Below are 21,360 nucleotides of genomic sequence, written 5' to 3' on the forward strand. Positions count from 1 at the left end.
ATCCCATGCCCAAGAAAAAGGGGACGAAGGCAGTGCCTTCGTCCCCCCGGAGTAGCAAGGTTATCCGACGATCAGAACGTCGCGCGGACACCCGTGTAGAAGGTACGACCCATGATGTCATAGATCGCGCTGCCCGAGCCGACCGCGGTCGAGCCGAGCGGCGGGTGCTTGTCGGCGACGTTGTCGATACCACCGAACCACTCGAAGCCCTTGCGGTTGTCCGAGGTCGCGCCGAGCTGAACGCCAAAGCGCAGGTTGTGGTAAAGAACCGACGGATACTGACGGATGTCGATCACGTCCTCGTTCGCCGGCGGATTGCCGTTGATCGAGTAGATGTTCGAATAGGCCGTGGTCAGCATCGGGCCGATATAGTGCGCGCCATAGCCGAACTTGAACTTGTTAACGGTCAGGTCGGTGCGGAACACAACTTCATCCTGCGGATCGCCCAGCTGGCCGAGAACACGGCTCTCGAATGCCGGACGCGTCGGGTCGGTGTAGTTGCTGTTCTTCAGCTGGTGCGTGTAATACAGGCTTGCCGTCAACCGCGCGTTCGAGCTGATCGCGTGGTTGTAGTTCATCTGGAAGTCGATGCCGCGACGCTTGAGCGACGCGAAGTTCAGACCGGCCTGGATCAGCGAACCCTGCAGGATCTGACCCGGACGCTCGCCGGCCGGACCCGTGGTTGCAGTGTTGTTGCGCTGGAACAGGTTACAGAACTGACCTTCATCGTAGCAGAGGTTGACGATCGTCTGCGCGCTGGCAGTCGAGATCACGTTCTCCACGTTGATGTCGTAATAGTCGACGGTCAGGTCGAAGCCCGGGATGAAGCGCGGGGTCAGCACCGCACCGACGGTCAGCGACTTCGAGGTCTCAGCCTTGAGCAGCGGGTTGCTGCCGGTGAGGATCTCGAGCGAGTAGCCGAGGTTGGTGAGGCTCTGGAAGTCCGCGTTGTTGATGTTCGCGCCCAGCGCTGCCTGGCAGTTCGTCACGCGCTGCGCGGTACCCGCACCGATGCGGCCCGAGTTGCACGGATCGAGGAAGCCCGGAGCGAAGTTCTGGCCGAACGGCGCCTGGGTCTCGGTGTAGTTCGGTGCGCGCACCGCCTTACCGTAGTTCGCACGGAAACGGATATCCGGGATCGGAGCCCATTCACCGCCGAAGTTCCACGCCCAGGTCGTGCCGGTGTCGCCATATGCCGAGTTGTACTTCGACACGCGGGCTGCACCGCTGAGGCTCAGGCTCTTGAAGAACGGCATGTCCTTCAGGAGCGGGATGTTGAGCTCGCCGAAGCCTTCGGTGACCTGCGCCGTCGGCGGGTTGAAGGTCTGCAGGGCGTTGAGGAAGGTCAGGCCCGCCTCGATGTCCGGATCAGCCTTGAAGTTCGCGTCTTCACGGCGCCATTCGCCGCCGAGAACCAGCGAGACCGCACCACCCGGGAGCTTGAAGAAGCCGCCGGTGTCGAGCGAGACGAAGCCGGTGACGTCGATCTGGCTCATGTGGCCGTGATCGCCCGAGTTGTTGACGATGTAGTTACGCGCTGCATCGTTGTTCAGGCCGCCGAACGGGTTGTACGGAACGCAGGCCGCGATGTCGGCTGCGAGGTACGAGTTCGCCACGCCGTCGACGTCCGCAACGACGCCGCGCGCCGCCGGATCGAACTTCGAACGGCACTGGATGCCTGCACCCGGGTTGGCCGGATCGATGCCAGCGTCCTGCGCCAGGATCAGGCGCTGCACGTTGACGTTGCCGAGGATCTTCACGTCCTCGTTGGTGCGGCCATAGTTCGCCGAGATTTCGTAGTTCACGTGCGGGGTGAGGTCACCGCGCAGGCCAACCACGACACGGTAGGTCTCGCGCACCGTATCTTCGTCACGAATGCCGAGATCGGTGAAGTTGCGGGCCAGCGTGAAGCGATAGGTGCCGTTGGCGATCGCCGCGATGTCCGCCGCGCTCAGCGCCGCGCCGCCGGTCAGGCCGGTGTTGCTGCCCGAAGCGAGGATCGCATTGGCGATGGTGGTGCGTGCCGACGCGCTCAGGAACGGATTGTCCAGGCGGTAGTTGGCGCGATAGTCGGCGTAGGTCTGGTTGAAGCCCTGGTTGAACGCCGGGCCCGAGTTCGAACCCTGGGTATGCGCGCGCGCATACTTGGCTTCGACGAACAGCGTTGCCGCGTCGCTGAACTCGTAGTGGCCGATCAGGTTCGCCGTGTAGCGATTGTTCATCGGCATGATCGAGAGCAGGCGATCTTCGCGGTTGTTGTCGCCGTTGCCGCCGATGAACGTGCCGGTCGGGCCGCTGCCGACGCGGTTGCCGGTCTGCTGCACCAGGTTGCCGAGCGAGTCGAACAGGTAGTTGCAGTTGTAGTTGGTGCGAACGCCGGTGCCGCTGGCGATGCCGGTGCCGCAGGGCGCCGCAGCGTTGCGGGTCTCGACGATCGGGATCAGGCCGTAGCGCGAGATCGTGGTCGTGCGGATGTTGCGCGCGAACACGGTGTCCGGAATGCCGTCGCTGCCGTTGGTCAGGCCAGCGCCGTCGACGTCATTGGTGATGAAGCCGTTCGAGTTGCGCAGCCAGGGGATCTGCGAGCCGAACAGACGGTCCTGCACGGTGTATTCGCCGGCGATCGCGACGTTGCCGCGGCCATCGGCGAAGTTCTTGCCGAAGATGCCGTTGACATAGTGGCTGCCGCCCGAACCGAACTCGGGGAGTGCGGCGCCGGCGCGGATCTGCGCACCGTCGAAATTGTCCTTCAGCACGAAGTTCACGACGCCCGCGATGGCGTCCGAACCGTACACGGCCGAGTTACCGCCCGTCACGATTTCGACGCGCTCGACCAGGTCGGTCGGGATCGAGTTGATGTCGACTGCCGAGGCGGTGTTCTGGATGTCGCCCGGAACGTGGCGGCGGCCGTTGACCAGCACCAGGGTGCGCTGCACGCCGAGGCCGCGAAGATCGAGCAGGTTGAGGCCGGCGATGCCGATGCCCAGGCCTGGGTTCTGCTGCGCGAACGTGCTGCGGAGCTGCGGCAGGTTGTTCAGCGTCTCACCCAGGTTGGTGTTCGCCTGCTTGTAGATGTCCTCACCCTTGAGGGTGGCGACCGGCACCGTCGACTCCAGGTCGGGGCGGCGGATGCGCGAGCCGGTGACGAGGATGGTGTCCTGCGTCGGGGTTTCTGCGCTCTGGTCCGTCTGCGGCGCGGCGTCCTGCGCCCACGCGCTCGGAATGGCGATCAGAGATCCTGCGAGCGCCGTAGCACTCAGCAGATGCTTCATCTTCATGTCTTAGCCCCTACGAGCGGAATGCCCGAAGAGGACATCACGCCGTCACGAAGGCGTGCTGACAAGCCGATATATTGCGAAATATGTTGCAACGCGGTGTTTCTGCGCGATGTGTTGCAAAAATGCGACGCGAGCGAAGGGATATTACAATGCGAGGTCGGGTTAATGTAACATTCATAATGCGCCTTAGTGCAATAATACACTAAGGCGCATTTGATTTTAGAAACAATCGGGAAACGGTTTCACCGCTCCACGCACATCGCGATTCCCATGCCGCCGCCGATGCACAGCGTGGCGAGGCCCTTCTTCACGTCGCGCTTGGCCATCTCGTAGAGCAACGTCGTGAGCACGCGCGCGCCGCTGGCGCCGATCGGGTGGCCGATGGCGATCGCGCCGCCATTGACGTTGACCTTGCTCGCGTCCCAGCCGAGCTCCTTGCCGACCGACAGCGCCTGGGCGGCAAAGGCCTCATTGGCTTCGATCAGGTCGAGATCGGCGATCGTCCAGCCGGCCTTTTCGAGTGCCTTCTTCGACGCCGGGACGGGGCCGATGCCCATGACCGAGGGATCGACGCCGGCGGTCGCCCAGCTCTTGATCGTCGCCAGGATCGGCGAGCCGCGCTTCTCGGCCTCGGCGCGGCTCATCACCACCAGCGCGGCGGCGCCGTCGTTGAGGCCCGAGGCGTTGGCGGCGGTGACGGTGCCGTCCTTCTTGAACGCGGGACGCAGGCCCGCGACGCTATCCACAGTGGCGCCGGCGCGGATATATTCATCATCGGAAACGACCGTGTCGCCCTTGCGGCCCTTGATCGTGACCGGCGCGATCTCGTCCTTGAAGCGGCCGGCGGCGCGGGCAGCCTCGGCCTTGTTCTGGCTGGCGACGGCGAACTCGTCCTGCTCGGCGCGGGTGACCTGGTATTGCTCGGCCAGGTTCTCCGCCGTGATCCCCATGTGATAGCCGTTGAACACGTCGGTCAGGCCGTCCTTGATCATCGTGTCGACCAGGGTGACGTCGCCCATCTTGGCGCCGGCACGCAGCGCCTGGGCATGGTTGGCGAGCGACATGCTCTCCTGGCCGCCGGCGACGACGATCGTGGAGTCGCCGGTCTGGATCGCCTGCGCGGCAAGCGCGACGGCGCGCAGGCCCGAGCCGCAGACCTGCTGCACGCTCCACGCCGGCACTTCCTTGGGCACGCCGGCGGCCATCGAGGCCTGGCGGGCGGGGTTCTGGCCCTGCGCCGCAGTGAGCACCTGGCCGAGGATGACTTCACTCACTTCCTCGCCCTTCACCCCGGCCTGCTCGAGCGCGGCCTCGATCGCGATGCGGCCCAGCTCGTGCGCGGGCGTGCCGGCAAAGGCGCCGAGGAAGCTGCCGACGGGGGTGCGCTTGGCGGCGGTGATGACGACGTCGGTCGGGTTGGCCATGGGATCGGACTCCTGCGGGTGGTCGGTTTTGTTTGGGCGCTATCTAGTGTGCGCTGCGGCAAGAAACCAGTCGCGCAGTGGCTCCCAGACCATTGTCCGGGCGCGGCCCCCGACGATCATCCCGACATGGCCGAGCGCGAGGCTGCGCCGCTCGGCCAGCCCCGCGGCGGTGGCGGCGGGGACGATGCGATCGGTGGTCGAGAGCAGCTCGAGCGCTGGGCAGGCGAGGCGGGCGGGGACCACGCGCGTGCCGTTCACCCACCAGCGGCCCATGCCCGGGCGATCGTCGCGGAAGAAGCGCTCGAACATCTGCGCGCCGGCGGCATAGGTGAGCGGCGCGCCGGCATTGGCCCAATCCTCGAGCGCGAGGAAGGCGCGGGCCTGGTCGCTGCCGGGCGCGAGGCGGCCGAACCGCTCGAACTTGGCGATCGTGCGCGCGGGGTCGAGCTGCCAGAAGCCGGCCTGGAGCACTTCCATCGGCACGAGCCCGAGCCGGGCGCAGGCGGGCTGGGCGGCTTCCCATTGCGCCGCAATGGCTGCACGCGCGAAATCGCCATAGCGGCGGAAGCGCCACGGCGCGGCGATCGTCACCAGCCCGCGGACCGGGCGGAGCGCCGCCGCGGCCATCGCCAGCGTGCCGCCCAGGCAGTAGCCGGCGAGCAGCGCGGGCGCGCCGAGCGAGTCGAGGAGCGGCAGCAGCAACTCGCCGACATGGTGGTCGATGCCCTGGTCGCGATCCTCCGGCTCCGGCGTGCCCCAATCGACCAGCAACGGACGAATCCCTTGAGTCGCCAGCCATTCGAGCAGCGAATTGCCCGGGGCGAGGTCGAGGATGAAGGGCGGATTGATCAGCGAAGGAACGAACACGACCGGCGGCCCGCTGCCGCCGTAATCGCGCAGGCAGGCGCGCCCGGCGGTCGCGATCACGGGCTTCGGCGCGCGTTCCGGCGGCCTTTCGGCTTCCTGATAGGCCTTCAATCCGGCGAGTGCGGCGGCCCTGCGCTCGGGCGATGCTGCAGTCTCGCTGCGCAACAGCGAAAGGAACAGCGGCAGGGGGCGCGGTCCGTGTTGCGCCGCAGAATGAAACGATGATAGATATGTTTCACTCACTCGGGGGCCTTAGATGAAAAAGAGCGCTGCAGGCACTGGTCCGGTCATCATCAAGAAGTACGCGAACCGGCGACTCTACAACACCGAAACTTCGTCCTACATCACGCTCGACCATCTGGCGGCGATGACGCGGGAGGGCCGCGACTTCAAGGTCGTCGATGCCAAGACCGAGGAGGACATCACCCACAATGTCCTCACCCAGATCATCATGGAAGAGGAGCAGCGCGGCCAGACCATGCTGCCGGTCAACTTCCTGCGCCAGCTGATCGCGCTCTATGGCGACAGCATGCAGGCGATGGTGCCGGGCTATCTGGAGGCCTCGATGGAGAGCTTCCGCCGCAACCAGCAGCAGTTCAAGTCGGCGGTCGAGGGCGCGTTCGCCAACTCGCCCTTCGCCGAGATGGCCAAGCGCAACCTGGAAATCTTCGAAGCGGCGACCCAGGCGTTCAAGCCCGGCGCGACCCCGGGCACTCCCGGCGCCCCTGCTGCGCCGACTCCAGCCACGGGCGGCGACGACGATGTCTCGGCGCTGAAGGCCGAGCTCGCCCGGCTGCAGGACAAGATCGAGAAGCTGGCGAAATAAGGGGCCGGGGAGATGTCCGTGGTCTCCCTGGACCTGCTTCCCGCCGTCGGGATCGGCGCGAGCCTGATGGGGAGCGGCGGCGTGCTGACATGGGCCGCACAGCGTGCCCGCAAGTCGAGCGACACCCCGATAGAGCATCCCAAGCGAGTCACGAATTTCATTGCCAGCCTGGAGGCCCGTACCTGGGCACCGGGCGATATTCCAGCGTCGATGGAGGCGGTTGCCAAGGCGGCGACGACGTTGTTCCAGGCCGAGATCGACTATTATTACGGGCTTCGGATCGGTCGGCGTAGCGCCGCCGGCGCTTTTCGCACGGCCGCTTACATATCCGGCAGTCTTGGCCTGCTTTGCCCGTTGGTCGAAGCTGCGTGGCCTGCATCGATGGGGTTGGCGAAATGGGGCTATGTGCTGCTTGCCGTGGCGGCTTCCATGTTTGCGGGAAATCAACTCTTCGGCGGCACCGACGGTCATGTTCGCGCGGTGAAGGCGCAATATGAAATCGAGCGCTTGGTCAATGGCTTCTTCCTCGATTGGCAGGAATGGCGCGTCCGCTATCTCACCGCGCCCGACGGGACATTGGTTACGCAGGGATTCACGCTTGTCCGGTCGCTGATGATCGCAGTCTACACCGTCATTCAGGAAGAAACCGGCGAATGGGGCGAAGCGCTTGCAGACGCGGAGGCTTCAGCCGCGCGGAGCATGCGGCTGCATGCCGCGGGGCAGGACAAGGTGAGTTCCAAGGCTAAACCAAAGCCCGACCCAAGTCGAAAGTCATCGAAGGCTAGCGCCGCGCCCTGAGCCCGCCCAGCGCCGCGCGGATTTCCTCGAGCGTCGGCATCTTCTGCTCGATCACGCAGCGCAGGCCGAGCCCGGTAAAGCCGTGATATTCGCTGGCGCTGGCGAAGGCGATCGTGTTGTCGCCGCGCACTTCGGCGCCGCGCACTGCATTGGGCGGCAGCGCGATATGCTCGCCGTGCCGCTTGCCCGCCGAGCTGGCGATGATCTTGTCGGCCTGGTCGACGATCGAGATGGTGGTGCGCGACCAGTCGCGCTCGCCGAACAGCGAGCGGTCCGAGATGATAGCGGGGATATGCCCTTCCCAGTCGAACTCGAGATAGAAGGCGCCGATCGGCCGGCCGTCGCGCCCGCGCGGGCGCACGCCGGTGACGAAGACGAGCACGGCGCGGTGGTCCGAATAGGGGTTCAGCCACACTTCGTCGGTGAACCATTCGTCGCGGCGGTGGCTGCGGATCGCGTTGAGATATTGCGGCGCTTCCGACAGATCGACGCCGCGCACGCGCGCATGCGGATCGGAAGCGGCGATCACCTTGCCGCGGTCATTGGCGAGGAAGGCGTTGACGTAATAGGGCGAGATCGCGGTGAGCATCGCCAGCCGGGCATCGGCCGCGGCGATCGTCTCGGGCGAGGGATCCTCGAGCGCGGCGATCACTTCGGCATCGGACGCGAGCACGCGCAGATCGATGCTGCGGCCATAGAGATGGCGGGTGACGTTCTGGATCAGCGCCTGGGCGAGCTCGACCAGCCGGGTGCCCTCGATCTCGCTGACCATCTCGTCGGCGATGCTGGCGCCCATCGACAGGCGCTCGCGCACTTCGGAGCGGAATTCGATCGAGGCGCCGCGCGCCTGCTGCGCCAGCGCCTTCACTTCCTGCGCCACCACCGAAAAGCCGCGCCCTGCCTCGCCCGAGCGGGCGGCCTCGATCGCGGCGTTCAGCGCAAGCAGATTGGTGCGCGCAGCGATCTCCTCGCTGGTCGCGGCGTAGCTGTCTACTTCCTCGCGGAGGACCGACAGAAGGGTTCGAATACGGCGTGGCACGTTTCAGGCGTAACCCGAATTGGTTAACGCTGCGTTGAGTCGCCGCCGCTTTGGTGGAAATTGGCTCAGGGTTTCCGGAACTTGAGCGTCATCCGGTCGCTCTCGCCGATCGCGGCGTACTTCGCGCGGTCGACGTCCTTGAGCGTGTAGGTCGGCGGCAGCGTCCACACCCCCTGCGGCCAATCGGCGGTGTCGCGCGGATTGGCGTTGACCTCGGACGCGCCGGCGAAGCGGAAGCCGGCCTGCTCGGCCAGGCGGCGCACGGTCGACACCTTGATATAGCCGCTCGATTTCTCGCGCTCGGCGCTGGCGCCCTCGGGCAGGCGGTGGTCCTCGATGCCCAGCACGCCGCCATGCTTGAGCATCGCGAACATCTGGCGGAAGGCCTCGGGCGAATAGTCGACGTCGCCGCGCTTGTAGCCCATCCGCCAGTTATGGACGTTGCGGAAGGTCAGGACGATGTCCGCGCTGCCGTCGGGCACCCTGGGCTGGCCGGCCTGTGCTGGAAAGGCGACGAGCTTGGCATGGCCGTAGAGGGCTGGGTCCTTGGCCTTGAGCGTCTCGACTGCCCTGCCGCCGTTCGGGAAATCGGGGCCGATCGCGGCGTAATACGTGCCTTTTGCGCGGGTAAGCGGCGCCAGAATCTCGGTATACCAGCCACCGCCGGGCCAGATCTCGACCACGGTGCTGGCCGGCTTCACCCCGAAGAAGGTGAGCGTGTCGACCGGATGGCGATATTGGTCGCGCACGACATTCGCCGGCGTGCGAGTGGGCGAGGCGACCGCGTCGGCGATCGTCTGGCGCGGCATCCGGGGCGCGCCGGTGGCGACGCTGGCCACGGCGACCGCGGTGGTGAGCACGGCGAGGAGGGTCAGGGTCTGGCGCATGCGAATTCGCTCCCTAGATGTCGTGCGCGCATTTGGGGGTTTATCGAGGCGATGCAACAACAATTATGGCTGGGCGCGGCAGGCGCGGCAGTGGTCGCGGTGGTCAGCGGGCTGGGCGAGCACCGCCGGCGCAAGCGCAAGCGGATCGACGATGTCGGCTATGTGCCCTGGTCGCTGATCCAGGTGATGGCGATGCTGTTCGCGGTGATCCTGGTAAGCGTGGCGCTGAACCTGCGGTGAGGGCATGACCGGGAAGGGTGCGGGAGGTTGAAGATGCTTGTCGGGGACCAGGGTTCGTTCGCGATCGAGAGCGGGATCACGCAGCTGCTGCCGGGCCAGCCCCGCGGGCTCGGCTGGTTCGTGGTCCATGTCGGCGGCAAGCGCTACGGCGTGCGGAAACCGTCCGCCACGCTGCTCGATTGCTCGTTCGACGAAGTGAACAATCGGGTCTGGCGGCGCGGAACGCACCAGGTGCCGTTCCTCTCGGACGTGCGCGCGCCAGCGATCGTCGACGCGTTCCTCGATGCGCTCTACCGCGACACGAAACGAGACCGTTATTTCGACCTGACGGCATCGGAATTCGGCGACTGCATCCACAACAGCAAGATCCAGTGGGCGCCCGATGGCGACCAGGCCTTCGACGACGGCAGCTACATCCTGCAGTTCGACATCGGGTCGAAGGTCCGCCTGATCGCATTCCAGAACCTGGAATCGCCCGAGGACACCGCCAATTCTATCGCGGAGCAGTGGCTGGAGGGTGACGCGTTCTACGGCCTGCTCTCCGAATGGAGCGAACGGTTCGCCGCAGAGGCAGCGCGCGGGGTGCTTCCCGCCTAGTAGAATTTGCGCAGCGTGAGGCTGCGTTCGCGGCCGTCGCACAGGCCGAGCTTCACCACCCGCCCCGGCGCGCCCGCGCTCCATTCGATCGGGCGGCCGGCGACGGAGGCGCCATCGGCCTGGCAGATCGTCTCCCCCTCATGCCAGCCGGCGTCGGCGGCGGGGGAGCCGCGCATGACGTGGAGGACGCGCAGATGCGTGCCCTCGGCGCCGAGCAGCAGCCCGCTGGTCGAGCGCAGCACCGGCGCGCCCGCGAGCGTGCCGGGCTGCAGGACCATGCGGCCGGCCCTGGGATCGAGCAGCACGCGGTAGCGCAGCAGCAGCCCGGTGCCGATCCGCCCGGCCGCGCCCGCCTCCGCCGAATAGCCGCCCTCGCCCTCGATGCGCAGCTCGGTCTCGGGCAGCGGCGCGCCGGCAAGCGCGAAGCCCGGGATCACCGCGGCCTCGCTCACCAATGCGCCGCCGATCCCCCAGCCGAGCGTGGTGGTGAGCGTGGCGCCGCGATACTGGGCCGAGGTCCAGGCGGCACGGCTCAGCGTCACCGAGGCACCGTCGCCGGTATCGACGATCATCGGGCGCAGCCGCGCGCCGCCCAGCCTGATCTCGGTGACCGGCACGCCCGAATCGCGCTGGAGCGCAAGCGGGGCGGTGTGGCCGGTGAAGGGCATGCGGCCGCTCGGCAGGATGCGGAAGCGGCGCACGGCATAGTCGATGTCGAGCGCACAGCAGCTCAGCACGTCGCTGCCGATCAGCAGGTCGGCGCCGAACCGGTCCTGCCCGGGCGCGTTGGGGATGGCGATGCGCCCGCCGCGCCGGGTGAGTCCGCCGATCACCAGCGTGCCGCCGGGCGCCCAGGCAACCTCGACGCCGCCGCCGATAGCCAGCGCGCGCTGGCTGCGGCCGATGGCGAGGCGGGCACGGGTGGCGAAATCCTGCGTGGCGATCGTGTTGGTCAGTCCGGTGTCGAGCACCGCGCGCACCGGGCGGCCATTGAGCACCGCCTCGAAGCGGATCTGGTTGGACGGCGTCAGGTCGAAGGCGATCCAGCGCGCCTCGCTGTCAGGCGAGAGCGCGATGCCGTCGGCGGGCGGATCGCCGGCGGGCGCAGCGGCGGCAAGCGCCAGGGGCAGGAGAAACGGCAGCACGGGCGAACCCTAGCCGGTCAGGCGATCAGAGGCACGCCTCGAGCAGCGCCTGGTCGAAGCCGTACTGGCGCGCCTTGTCGAGTGTATAGGGGCGCAGGCCCATCGAGCGGTACTCGCCGATGATCTTGCCGTCGGCGCTCTCGTCGAGATACTCGAACTTGAACAGCTCCTGGGTGACGATCACCGGGCCTTCCATGCCGATCACTTCGGTGACGTTGGTGACCCTACGAGAGCCGTCGCGCAGGCGCTTCACCTGGACGATCAGGTCGACCGAGTCGGCGATCTGACGCGAGATCGCTTCCTTGGGCATCTTGATGTCGCCCATCATCACCATGTTCTCCATACGCGCCAGGCATTCGCGCGGGGAGTTGGAGTGGAGCGTGCACATCGAGCCGTCATGGCCGGTGTTCATTGCCGAGAGCAGGTCGAAGCACTCGGAGCCACGGATTTCGCCCAGGATGATGCGATCCGGGCGCATACGCAGCGAGTTCTTCACGAGATCGCGGATGGTGATCTCGCCCTGGCCCTCGAGGTTCGGCGGGCGGGTTTCGAGCGGCAGCCAGTGCGGCTGCTGCAGCCGGAGCTCGGCCGCGTCCTCGATCGTCAGCACGCGCTCGCCCGGGTCGATCATCTTCGACAGGGCGTTGAGCATCGTCGTCTTGCCCGAGCCGGTGCCGCCCGAGATGACGATGTTGAAGCGGCTGGCGCCGGCGATCTTGAGCGCGGTCGCCATCTTCTGCGACATCGACCCGCCCTGGGCCATCATGTCGAGCGTGATCGGCTTGGCCGAGAATTTACGAATCGAGATCGCCGTGCCGCGCAGGGAGAGCGGCGGCACGATCACGTTGACGCGGCTGCCGTCCTTGAGGCGGGCGTCGGCCAGCGGCGTGGTCTGGTCGACGCGGCGACCGACCGAGTTGCAGATGCGCTGCGCGATCTGGAACAGATGCTCCTCGTCGCGGAACTGGATGTTGGCGAGCTCGAGCCGGCCCTTGCGCTCGATGAAGGTCTGCTCGGGGCCGTTGACCATGATGTCCGAGATGGCCGGGTCGCTGAGCAGCTCTTCGAGCGGCCCGAGGCCGAGCAGCTCGTCGACCAGCACCTTCTCGAGCGCGAACTGCTCGCGGCGATTCAGGGTCAGCTTCAGCTCGGCGAGCACTTCGCCGATGATCGGGCGGAATTCCTCGGCCAGCTCGTCCTTGCTCAGCGTCGCGGCGGCCTCGGGGTCGACGCGCTCGAGCAGGCGGGGGAGGACCTGTTCCTTGATGCGGTGGATCGAGGCCTCGAAGCCCTCCATCCGCGAATTGCCGGCATCGCCCGACGCGGCCTGGCGATCGGCGAGGCGCTGCAGCGCATCGGCATTGGCGGCGCTGGGGCCGCTGGGATCGCGCTCGGCCATCGGATCGGCGGCGCCCTGGCCGGGCAGCGGCACCGAATTGACCGGCGGGAATTGCTCGCCGCCGAGCGGCGCGGGATCGGTCGGGCGGGGAAGCGGTCCGCCGCCCTGCATCGGGCGCGCGACGCCGAAGGCCGGCCTGTTGCCCGGCGCCCCACCCATTCCGCTGCGTCGTCCGAAAGCGCTCATCAGAATCCAATGTCCCCTCGGTTGCAGAGCGTTAGCGGCCAAGGCTTGATATTTACCTAACCCGGTAACCCCCGTGCAGTTACGGATTGGACTGGAAGAGGTGCAGGTTCGGTAAACATCGCCTATAGCAATGCTCCGCGCAGGGCGGCGGATCCGCAGGGAGGATCGACGGATGATCGCGATCGTCATGGCATTGGCGCTGGGGCCGGCCCCGATCCCGCCCCCGGCGCAGCAGCAGCAGGAACCGCCCTTCGCCTGGCTGGCCGGCAGCTGGTGCACATTGCCGCATCCGCCGGTGCCCGGCACCATTTGCGAGACCTGGGTGCCGACGGCGGACGGGATGCGCGGCACCAGCGTGACGCGCCGCGAGCGGACGATCACGCCCGAGGAGAAGATGGAGATTCGCCGCGACGGCGCCGGCTGGGTGTTCCATGCCGAGCCGCGCGGCCAGGCACCCGCCGATTTCCGCGCGCGGCCGGACGATGTCGCCGCGCTGGCGGTCAGCTTCGAGAACCGCACGCACGATTATCCGCAGCGCGTGCGCTATTGGCGCGACGGCGACACGCTGATGGCCGAAATCGCGCTGGCCGACGGCAGCAAGTCGATCATCTGGGAATATCACCGCGTGACGGAGTAGCTCCCGGACCGCGGCGCTGCGCCGTCAAAAGCCCTGCGGCAGCGTGACATTGGGCGGAATCGCGGCGACCGAGACGATCATCGCGATCTCCCCCGGGGCCATCGGCGCGATCAGGGTGGCGAGATAGGGCGATCCGCCGGGGCGCCGCTTCGCCGCCATCAGCCGAAGCATGGCGGGCGGCTGGGGCGGGGGCGGCAATGCCTTCCACGCAAAGGCCGGGCTGGCCATCTTCTCCCAGCTGCTGCGCACGACGAGCCGGCTTGTCGGCGCCTTGTAGACGATGATGCGGCAGCTCGGGCCGGCGGCGCCGCCCAGCGCGATCGCGAAGGCGCCGTCGGTAGCGGTGCCGGATGCAAGCGTCGCGTTCGAGATAAGGCTGGTGCCCTGCCGGCCGAGCGCGGTCAGCGCCGCGTCGGGCATGCCGGGCTGGATCCCGTAGCGCGCGAAGAGCGCCGTCTCGGCATCGCCGGGCTCGGGCAGCGTCACGCTTCTCGACAAGACATCGATGCAGAAGCCGGATGCAAGCTCGGCAACGCGCTGATCGAGCGCGGCGGGCGCAGTCGACTGGGCGTCGGCGAAAACCGGCGGGAGCGCCGCAGCCGACGGGAGCGCGAGCGCGGCTGCGAACAGGGGCAGCCGCGCCGGCATGGGCTCAGCCCGCCTTTTCGGCGAGGACGGTGAGGCCCTTCTCGTTCACTTCGGCGAAGCCGCCCTCGATGCGGATCGTCTCGGGCGTCGTGGCGCCGTCGCGGTAGATCTCGAGATTGCCGTCGCGGATCGTCGACATCAGCGGGGCATGCCCCTCGAGCACGCCGAAATCGCCCTCGCTGCCGGGGACGACGACCATGTGCACTTCCTCCGAGCGGAGGAGCTTTTCGGGCGTGACGAGTTCGAAGTGGAGCGACATGCTTGTTTCCTAGGGCTTCTGCGCGGGGGCCGGCTGTTGCGCGGCAATGTCCCCCGACATGTAGTTGATCTCGAGCTGCACCCCATCGCTCTGGGCGACGGCCGGGGCCAGCCATTGCAGCATCGCGCGCGTGCCGTGCGCGGCTGCGCCGGGCTTCGGCGCCGTCTGCAGCATCACCCGCTGCGACAGCGGCATCGCCGTGGTCGCGGCGGTGTATCGGAGCGTGCGCCAGCCCTGGCCTTCCAGCCCGGTCGCCAGCGCCTGGACCAGCGGGTCGAGCGGCTGGGCCGATCCGGTGACGAACAGGTCGCAGGCCGCGCCGCTGTACAGGATCACCCAGGCTTCGCCCGAGGCGGCCGGGAAGCGGAATGCGCTATCGACCCGGTAGGGGCGGCTCGCCTGGCCCGTCGCGATGAAGCGCTGGACCAAAGCGGGCGCGGTGGAGAGCGGCTTGATCGACCGGTTCCTGCTCGCCACGCCGGGCGACATGACCGGCAGCGCATTGTCGGGCGCATAGAGTTCCGCGCCGTTCGGCGTGGTGATCTTCTCGGCTTCCGTCATGCTTCCGCAAAACGCGGCGGCACGCGGCAGGACCTCCGCCAGCGGCGGCGAGGCAGGCGCGGCTTGCGCCGCGAACCCGCCGATCATCGCCGCCAGCGTGAGCATCACGCGTCTTCGGCCAGCTTCTTGCCCTTGGCGACGGCGTCGTCGATGCCGCCGACCATGTAGAAGGCCGCCTCGGGAAGGTGGTCATACTCGCCGTTCACCACCGCCTTGAACGAGCGGATCGTGTCCTCGATCTGCACGAACGCGCCCGGAATGCCGGTGAACACTTCGGCGACGTGGAACGGCTGCGACAGGAAGCGCTGGATCTTGCGTGCGCGCGAGACGGTCAGCTTGTCCTCTTCCGAGAGCTCGTCCATGCCGAGGATGGCGATGATGTCCTGCAGCGACTTGTACTTCTGCAGGATCGACTGGACGGCGCGGGCCGTCTCGTAATGCTCCTGGCCGACGACGCGCGGCTCGAGCACGCGGCTGGTCGAATCGAGCGGATCCACCGCCGGATAGATGCCGAGCTCCGAGATCGCGCGGTTGAGCACGGTCGTCGCGTCGAGGTGGGCGAACGACGTGGCCGGCGCCGGATCGGTAAGATCGTCGGCGGGGACGTACACGGCCTGCACCGAGGTGATCGAGCCCTTGTTGGTCGAGGTGATGCGCTCCTGCAGCGCGCCCATGTCGGTCGACAGGGTCGGCTGGTAGCCCACGGCCGACGGAATGCGGCCGAGCAGTGCCGACACTTCGGCGCCCGCCTGGGTGAAGCGGAAGATGTTGTCGACGAAGAACAGCACGTCCTGGCCTTCGACGTCGCGGAAATATTCGGCGATCGTCAGGCCCGACAGCGCGACGCGGGCACGGGCGCCCGGCGGCTCGTTCATCTGGCCATAGACCAGCGCGACCTTCGAGCCCTCCGACTGCGCGTTGCCGTCGGCGTCCTTGGCGATGACGCCCGCGTCGAGGAACTCGTGATAGAGATCGTTGCCCTCGCGGGTACGCTCGCCGACGCCGGCGAACACCGAGGTGCCGCCATGGCCCTTGGCGATGTTGTTGATCAGCTCCTGGATGAGCACGGTCTTGCCCACGCCGGCGCCGCCGAACAGGCCGATCTTGCCGCCCTTCGCGTACGGGGCGAGCAGGTCGATGACCTTGATGCCGGTGACCAGGATCGCGCTGTCGGTCGACTGGTCGACGAAGAGCGGTGCCTCGGCGTGGATCGGCGCGGTCTGCTCGGCGTTCACCGGGCCGCGCTCGTCGATCGGCTCGCCGATGACGTTGAGGATGCGGCCGAGCGTCTTCGGGCCGACGGGCACGCGGATCTGCGAGCCGGTGTCGGTCACGGTCTGGCCGCGGGTCAGGCCCTCGGTCGCGTCCATCGCGATCGTGCGCACGGTGTTCTCGCCGAGATGCTGGGCAACCTCGAGGACGAGCTTGTTGCCGTTGTTGTCGGTCTCGAGCGCCGAGAGGATGGCCGGCAGCGTGCCGCCATCGAACGACACGTCGACGACGGCGCCGATCACCTGGCTGATGCGGCCCACATTGTTGGTGGTAGCCGGAACGGCGCCCGGCGCGTCGGCCTTGGGCTTCGCGGCGCGCGGCTTGCGCGCGGGCTTCTCTGCGGTCGGAGCTGCGGTAGCCATCTTACTTTCCTTGGGTCTGATTGGCGGGGGCACTAGCCCCGATGCGGGTGAAAGTCACGGTGATGTGGCGGTCCTTGGCATCGCCGCCGGCGATGGGCTGGGCGTCGACCTTCACCGGTACGCCGTGAAGCGTGGCCGAAGCCGATTCGCGGCGGCGGAGCGCGCCCAGGATGGTGTCGCCCGGGCCGACCTGGAAGCGGCCGAGGAAGCCGAGCACGATGCGGACCGGATAGCGATAGGCCTCGGCGCTCTCGCGATCGACCTTGCCCTTGTGGCGCACGTCGAACGTGAAGACGAGCGTATCGAGCTTGTCGGCGGCCGCGCCGCTGGCGGTGAAGCCGCTGTCGACGGTGATCGCCTTCGGCTTTTCGGGCAGCGTCACCGCGCCCTTGGCCTCGAAGTCCTTGCCCGCCGGCAGATAGCCCGGAACCTTGTAGCCGAAGTCGTTCGCCGCGGCGACGGCCGCCTTGGGATCGGCGAAGATCTGGGCCCAGCGCTCGGCCATCACCTTTTCGGGATCGGGCGCGCGCTGCTCGGCAGCGGCGGCCTGCTCCTCGTTGCGCGTGGCCGAATCATGCGCGCCGCCGCAGCCCGCGAGCGGGGCCGCGGCCACGATCAGCAGGAGGGGAAGCGCGGCACGCATCAGAGCGCCTCGGCGCCCGAGATGATCTCGACCAGCTCGGTGGTGATCGCCGCCTGGCGCTGGCGGTTGTAGATCGTGTTGAGCTTCTTGATCAGGTCGCCGGCGTTGCGCGTGGCGTTGTCCATCGCGGTCATCTTCGAGCCCTGCTCCGACGCCGCATTCTCGCGGATCGCGCGGAACAGCTGGATCGCGACGTTGCGCGGCAGCAGGTCGGCGAGGATCGATTCCTCGTCGGGCTCATAGGTGACGGCGGCGGGCGCGGCGGTCGGCGTGGGAGCTGGGACAGCCCCCGAACCCGAGGTCAATTCGCCCAACGTGATGTTGGCGTTGGCAACGATCGGCGGCTTGACGGGCACGATCTGCTGCGCGGTCGGCTCCTGCGTCAGGACCGACTTGAAGTGCGCGTAGAACAGGGTCGCGACGTCGAACTCGCCGGCTTCGTAGCGGGCGATGATGTCGTCGGCATAGCCGCGGGCATCGGCAAAGCTCAGTTTGCCGAGATCGCCCGGCTCGACCGAGTGGATGATGTCCTTGGGGAACAGCCGGTTGAGCGGCGCGCGCCCCTTGCGGCCGATCGTGTAGATCTTCACCGTCTTGCCCTGCGCGATCAGGCTCTCGGCGTGACGGCGGGCGAGGCGGGCGATGTTGGTGTTGAACGCGCCGGCCAGGCCCTTATCCGAGGTGGCAACGACGAGCAGGTGGACCTGGCCCTTGCCGGTGCCCGCGAGCAGCTTGGGCGAGCTCTCGCTCACCGTCACCTTGCTGGCGAGGCTGGCGACGACCGCCTCCAGGCGCTGGGCATAGGGGCGCCCGGCCTCGGCCGCCTCCTGCGCGCGGCGCAGCTTGGCGGCGGCGACCATCTTCATCGCCTTGGTGATCTTCTGCGTCGACTTCACCGAGCCGATGCGGATCTTGAGTGCCTTGAGGCTAGCCATTCTGTTCCTCTTGTCGTCACCCCGGGCTCGGCCCGGGGTCCCGCTACTTCGATCCGTCGTCTTGAGCGGGACCCCGGCTCAAGGCCGGGGTGACGACGGTATGTCGGTTACGCGAAGGTCTTCGCGAACGCGGTGAGCGCAGCCTTGAGCTGGTCGCGCACATCGTCCTTCAGATCCTTCGAGTCGCGGATCGCGGTCAGGATGCCGGCGTGGTTCGCACGCAGGTCGGCGAGCATCGCCGCCTCGTAGCGCACGACGTCCTGCACTGCGACGGTGTCCAGGAAGCCCTGGGTGCCGGCGAAGATCGACGCGGTCTGCTCCTCGAACGGCAGCGGCGAGAACTGCGGCTGCTTGAGCAGCTCGGTCAGGCGCGCGCCGCGGTTGAGCAGCTTCTGGGTCGAGGCGTCGAGGTCCGAACCGAACTGCGCGAACGCGGCCATCTCGCGATACTGGGCGAGCTCGAGCTTGATCGAGCCCGACACCTTCTTCATCGCCTTGGTCTGCGCGGCCGAGCCGACGCGGCTGACCGACAGGCCGACGTTGATCGCCGGGCGGATGCCCGCGAAGAACAGGTCGGTCTCGAGGAAGATCTGGCCGTCGGTGATCGAGATCACGTTGGTCGGGATGTAGGCCGACACGTCGCCCGCCTGCGTCTCGATGATCGGCAGCGCGGTGAGCGAACCGCCCCCGTTCGCGTCCGACATCTTGGCGGCGCGCTCGAGCAGGCGGCTGTGCAGGTAGAAGACGTCGCCCGGATAGGCTTCGCGGCCCGGCGGGCGGCGCAGCAGCAGCGACATCTGGCGATAGGCGACCGCCTGCTTCGAGAGATCGTCGAACACGATCAGCGCGTGCATGCCGTTGTCACGGAAATACTCGCCCATCGCGGTGCCGGTGTACGGCGCGAGGAACTGCAGCGGGGCCGGCTCCGAAGCGGTCGCGGCGATGACGATGGAATATTCCATCGCGCCATTCTCTTCGAGCGTCTTGACGAGCTGCGCCACGGTCGAGCGCTTCTGGCCGACGGCGACGTAGACGCAGTAGAGCTTCTTCTTCTCGTCGGTGCCGGCGTTGACCGTCTTCTGGTTGATGAAGGTGTCGATCGCGACCGCCGACTTGCCGGTCTGGCGATCGCCGATGATCAGCTCGCGCTGGCCACGGCCGACGGGAACAAGCGCGTCGATCGCCTTGAGGCCCGACTGCATCGGCTCGCTGACCGACTGGCGCGGGATGATGCCCGGTGCCTTCACTTCGACGCGGCTGCGCTTCTCGGCGACGATCGGGCCCTTGCCGTCGATCGGGTTGCCGAGGCCATCGACGACGCGGCCGAGCAGGCCCTTGCCGACCGGCACGTCGACGATCGTGCCGGTGCGCTTGACGGTGTCACCTTCCTTGATCTCGGCGTCCGAGCCGAAGATCACGACGCCGACATTGTCGGCCTCGAGGTTGAGTGCCATGCCCTGGATGCCGTTGGCGAACTCGACCATCTCGCCGGCCTGGACATTGTCCAGCCCGTGGATGCGCGCGATGCCGTCACCGACGCTGAGCACCTGGCCGGTCTCCGAGACCTGGGCCTCGGTGCCGAAATTGGCGATCTGGTCCTTGATGACCTTCGAGATTTCTGCGGCGCGGATGTCCATTGTCTAGCCTTCAGCCTTTCATCGCTTGCGCGAGGGAATTGAGACGGGTCTTGATCGAGCTGTCGATCATCTGGCTGCCGATCTTCACGACCAGGCCGCCCAGGAGCGAGGGGTCCACCGACAGGTCGATGGAAACGTCACGGCCGATGCGGGTGCGCAGCTGCTGCTTGAGCGCATCGACCTGGGCCGTGGAAAGCGGATGTGCCGAGGTGACTTCCGCGGTCGTCTCGCCGCGGTGCGCGGCGGCGAGCTGGCGGAAGGCGCGGATCACGGCGGGCAGCTGGCCCAGCCGGCGGTTCTGGGCCAGCACGCCGAGGAAGTTCGCGGTGGTGCCGTCGAGCTTGAGGCTCTTGGCAACGCCGGCGACGGCGTTGGCGGCGGCGCCGCGAGCGACCAGCGGGCTGGTCGTCAGCGCCTTGAAGTCGGCCGATTCGGCGAGCGCCTGCGCAACCGCGGCGAGGCTCGCCTCGACCTGGGCCAGGCTCTTCGAATCACGTGCGAGCTCGAACAGGGCGGTAGCGTAGCGTCCGCTTAGGCTTGCCTGGATACCGGCGGAATTCTCCACGCGTTTCGGTTCCTCTCGGAGGTTCGGGTTTCGGACCCATATGAATTGGGGGCCGAACTCGCGGCCCCCTATGGGTTGGCGCGCGACTAGCATCGGTGTCACGGGGATGCAACCCGACTCCTAAGTCGCTCTCCTGCGGCGACCAGTATTGGGAGGGCTAACGGGGGGTCTGTACCGAATCGTTTCCTATGGTAAACGAATGTCCCGAAACCTTTGGGGGAAGGATCGGGAATCATGAAGAAGCGAATTCTTGGCGCCATCGGCGTCGCCGCGCTCGTCGCGGGTATTGCGCGTGCCGAAGTGGTGGAGATCACCGGCGAGTTCGCCGCGCCCAGCCGCGAGGCAAGCCTGCTGCGCTCGATCTCGATCGACCGGATCGGCGGGCAGGACGGCTCCGCGCTTGCGCGTGCGATCGAGCAGAGCCTGTCGGGCACGCATTTCGACCTGATGGGCGGCGGCCGCGGCAATGCCGAGGGCTCGCTGAGCGGCGGCATCACCACCGGCGTCGATGAATCGCCCTTCAAGAAGCGCGAGAAGAAGTGCGTCGAGAAGAACGACAAGGGCAAATGCGTGAAGGAAGAAGATGTCGAGCTGCGCTGCCGCCGCCGCATCGTCACGCTGAAGGCGGACCTGCGCATCCTGCGCAACCGCGACGGCCGGATCGTCTATTCGGCGACCAAGCCCTTCTCGCAGGATACGAGCTGGTGCGAGGGGCAGGGCGGCCGCCCGGCGCCGGTGGAGGATGTGATCGCCGACGGCGTCCGCACGCTCGGCGCCCAGGTGCGCAGCGACATCGCGCCGACCGTCTCTACCTATCGCGTGCGCGTGCGCGAGAGCGACAAGGGGATGAGCAAGGACCAGGCGAAGCGCTTCAAGGACGCGATCAAGCTGACCAAGCGCGACGTGCGCGGTGCGTGCGCGGGCTGGGATGCGCTGGCGCACGAGCTGCCCGGCAACCCCTCGATCAGCTTCGACCTGGGCCTCTGCGCCGAGCAGCGCGGCGACTATGCCAAGGCGCTCGACTTCTACCACGCCGCCCAGCGTGCCGGCGCGCAGGAAGGTGGCGAGGGGGCCGACCGCGCGATCCGTCTGATCGCCGGCCGCGAGGATGCCGCGATCCGCGCCCGGCGGCGCTAGCGCACCGATGCACGCCAC

At 67.5% G+C, this 21,360-nt stretch carries 21 protein-coding genes; 6 read left to right on the forward strand and 15 right to left on the reverse strand.

Going from position 1 to position 21,360, the window contains the following annotated elements; genetic code table 11:
- Positions 1 to 71 precede the first annotated feature (71 nt).
- The 3 genes from ABLE38_RS11925 to ABLE38_RS11935 all read right to left on the reverse strand — a co-directional run bounded on the left by ABLE38_RS11925 (position 72) and on the right by ABLE38_RS11935 (position 5,755).
- Positions 72 to 3,278, reverse strand: coding sequence for a TonB-dependent receptor (locus tag ABLE38_RS11925; RefSeq protein ID WP_348974357.1), 3,207 nt, complete (start codon positions 3,276 to 3,278; stop codon positions 72 to 74).
- Between the two features lie 242 nt (positions 3,279 to 3,520).
- Complete coding sequence (locus ABLE38_RS11930; protein ID WP_348974358.1) at positions 3,521 to 4,702, reverse strand: acetyl-CoA C-acetyltransferase; 1,182 nt, start codon at positions 4,700 to 4,702, stop codon at positions 3,521 to 3,523.
- Positions 4,703 to 4,741: 39 nt separating this feature from the next.
- The gene (locus ABLE38_RS11935; RefSeq protein WP_348974502.1) at positions 4,742 to 5,755 is read right to left on the reverse strand and encodes an alpha/beta fold hydrolase; all 1,014 of its coding nucleotides are present in this window, start codon (positions 5,753 to 5,755) and stop codon (positions 4,742 to 4,744) included.
- 70 nt (positions 5,756 to 5,825) lie between these two features.
- Here ABLE38_RS11935 and phaR point away from each other — a divergent pair, with 70 nt between their 5' ends.
- Positions 5,826 to 6,395 carry a polyhydroxyalkanoate synthesis repressor PhaR gene (gene phaR, locus ABLE38_RS11940; RefSeq protein ID WP_348974359.1) on the forward strand — a complete coding sequence of 190 codons (570 nt, stop codon included), beginning with the start codon at positions 5,826 to 5,828 and terminating at the stop codon, positions 6,393 to 6,395.
- Between the two features lie 12 nt (positions 6,396 to 6,407).
- Entirely contained in the window at positions 6,408 to 7,193 is a 786-nt protein-coding gene (locus ABLE38_RS11945; RefSeq protein WP_348974360.1) for an SLATT domain-containing protein, read from the forward strand.
- Here ABLE38_RS11945 and ABLE38_RS11950 read toward each other — a convergent pair.
- Both ABLE38_RS11950 and ABLE38_RS11955 read right to left on the reverse strand, forming a co-directional pair.
- Positions 7,177 to 8,232, reverse strand: coding sequence for a methyl-accepting chemotaxis protein (locus ABLE38_RS11950; protein WP_348974361.1), 1,056 nt, complete (start codon positions 8,230 to 8,232; stop codon positions 7,177 to 7,179). The genes ABLE38_RS11945 and ABLE38_RS11950 overlap by 17 nt on opposite strands.
- A gap of 65 nt (positions 8,233 to 8,297) precedes the next feature.
- Positions 8,298 to 9,119: a methyltransferase gene (locus ABLE38_RS11955; RefSeq protein ID WP_348974362.1), complete on the reverse strand. Its 822-nt coding sequence runs from the start codon at positions 9,117 to 9,119 to the stop codon at positions 8,298 to 8,300.
- 51 nt (positions 9,120 to 9,170) lie between these two features.
- Between ABLE38_RS11955 and ABLE38_RS11960 the strand changes: the two genes are divergently transcribed.
- Both ABLE38_RS11960 and ABLE38_RS11965 read left to right on the forward strand, forming a co-directional pair.
- On the forward strand, positions 9,171 to 9,359 hold the full coding sequence (locus tag ABLE38_RS11960; RefSeq protein WP_348974363.1) for a hypothetical protein: 189 nt from the start codon (positions 9,171 to 9,173) through the stop codon (positions 9,357 to 9,359).
- A 33-nt stretch (positions 9,360 to 9,392) separates the two neighbouring features.
- Entirely contained in the window at positions 9,393 to 9,956 is a 564-nt protein-coding gene (locus ABLE38_RS11965) for an Imm42 family immunity protein (RefSeq protein ID WP_348974364.1), read from the forward strand.
- Here ABLE38_RS11965 and ABLE38_RS11970 read toward each other — a convergent pair.
- On the reverse strand, positions 9,953 to 11,101 hold the full coding sequence (locus ABLE38_RS11970; RefSeq protein ID WP_348974365.1) for an aspartyl protease family protein: 1,149 nt from the start codon (positions 11,099 to 11,101) through the stop codon (positions 9,953 to 9,955). The two genes, ABLE38_RS11965 and ABLE38_RS11970, sit on opposite strands and share 4 nt — an antisense overlap.
- A gap of 25 nt (positions 11,102 to 11,126) precedes the next feature.
- Positions 11,127 to 12,686 (reverse strand): ATPase, T2SS/T4P/T4SS family, encoded by a 1,560-nt coding sequence (locus ABLE38_RS11975; protein WP_348974366.1) that lies wholly within the window; start codon positions 12,684 to 12,686, stop codon positions 11,127 to 11,129.
- 172 nt (positions 12,687 to 12,858) lie between these two features.
- Between ABLE38_RS11975 and ABLE38_RS11980 the strand changes: the two genes are divergently transcribed.
- Positions 12,859 to 13,323 (forward strand): DUF6265 family protein, encoded by a 465-nt coding sequence (locus ABLE38_RS11980; protein WP_348974367.1) that lies wholly within the window; start codon positions 12,859 to 12,861, stop codon positions 13,321 to 13,323.
- Between the two features lie 24 nt (positions 13,324 to 13,347).
- Here ABLE38_RS11980 and ABLE38_RS11985 read toward each other — a convergent pair whose 3' ends face one another.
- The 8 genes from ABLE38_RS11985 to ABLE38_RS12020 all read right to left on the reverse strand — a co-directional run bounded on the left by ABLE38_RS11985 (position 13,348) and on the right by ABLE38_RS12020 (position 20,205).
- Positions 13,348 to 13,971 carry a hypothetical protein gene (locus tag ABLE38_RS11985; protein WP_348974368.1) on the reverse strand — a complete coding sequence of 208 codons (624 nt, stop codon included), beginning with the start codon at positions 13,969 to 13,971 and terminating at the stop codon, positions 13,348 to 13,350.
- Positions 13,972 to 13,975: 4 nt separating this feature from the next.
- A complete protein-coding gene (locus ABLE38_RS11990; RefSeq protein ID WP_348974369.1) occupies positions 13,976 to 14,230 on the reverse strand; it encodes an ATP synthase F1 subunit epsilon in 255 nt (84 codons plus the stop codon).
- A gap of 9 nt (positions 14,231 to 14,239) precedes the next feature.
- Positions 14,240 to 14,899: a hypothetical protein gene (locus ABLE38_RS11995; RefSeq protein WP_348974370.1), complete on the reverse strand. Its 660-nt coding sequence runs from the start codon at positions 14,897 to 14,899 to the stop codon at positions 14,240 to 14,242.
- Positions 14,896 to 16,425, reverse strand: coding sequence for a F0F1 ATP synthase subunit beta (gene atpD, locus ABLE38_RS12000; protein ID WP_348974371.1), 1,530 nt, complete (start codon positions 16,423 to 16,425; stop codon positions 14,896 to 14,898). Before atpD ends, ABLE38_RS11995 begins: the two co-directional genes overlap by 4 nt.
- 1 nt (position 16,426) lies before the next feature.
- Positions 16,427 to 17,068, reverse strand: coding sequence for a hypothetical protein (locus ABLE38_RS12005; RefSeq protein ID WP_348974372.1), 642 nt, complete (start codon positions 17,066 to 17,068; stop codon positions 16,427 to 16,429).
- Positions 17,068 to 18,003, reverse strand: coding sequence for a F0F1 ATP synthase subunit gamma (locus tag ABLE38_RS12010; RefSeq protein WP_348974373.1), 936 nt, complete (start codon positions 18,001 to 18,003; stop codon positions 17,068 to 17,070). Before ABLE38_RS12010 ends, ABLE38_RS12005 begins: the two co-directional genes overlap by 1 nt.
- A gap of 107 nt (positions 18,004 to 18,110) precedes the next feature.
- The gene (atpA, locus tag ABLE38_RS12015; protein ID WP_348974374.1) at positions 18,111 to 19,640 is read right to left on the reverse strand and encodes a F0F1 ATP synthase subunit alpha; all 1,530 of its coding nucleotides are present in this window, start codon (positions 19,638 to 19,640) and stop codon (positions 18,111 to 18,113) included.
- Between the two features lie 10 nt (positions 19,641 to 19,650).
- Positions 19,651 to 20,205 (reverse strand): F0F1 ATP synthase subunit delta, encoded by a 555-nt coding sequence (locus ABLE38_RS12020; protein WP_348974375.1) that lies wholly within the window; start codon positions 20,203 to 20,205, stop codon positions 19,651 to 19,653.
- Between the two features lie 234 nt (positions 20,206 to 20,439).
- Here ABLE38_RS12020 and ABLE38_RS12025 point away from each other — a divergent pair, with 234 nt between their 5' ends.
- A complete protein-coding gene (locus ABLE38_RS12025) occupies positions 20,440 to 21,342 on the forward strand; it encodes a hypothetical protein (protein ID WP_348974376.1) in 903 nt (300 codons plus the stop codon).
- Positions 21,343 to 21,360: the final 18 nt, after the last annotated feature.

This window comes from Sphingomonas sp. KR3-1 (assembly GCF_040049295.1).
In the GTDB taxonomy this organism is placed as follows: domain Bacteria; phylum Pseudomonadota; class Alphaproteobacteria; order Sphingomonadales; family Sphingomonadaceae; genus Sphingomonas.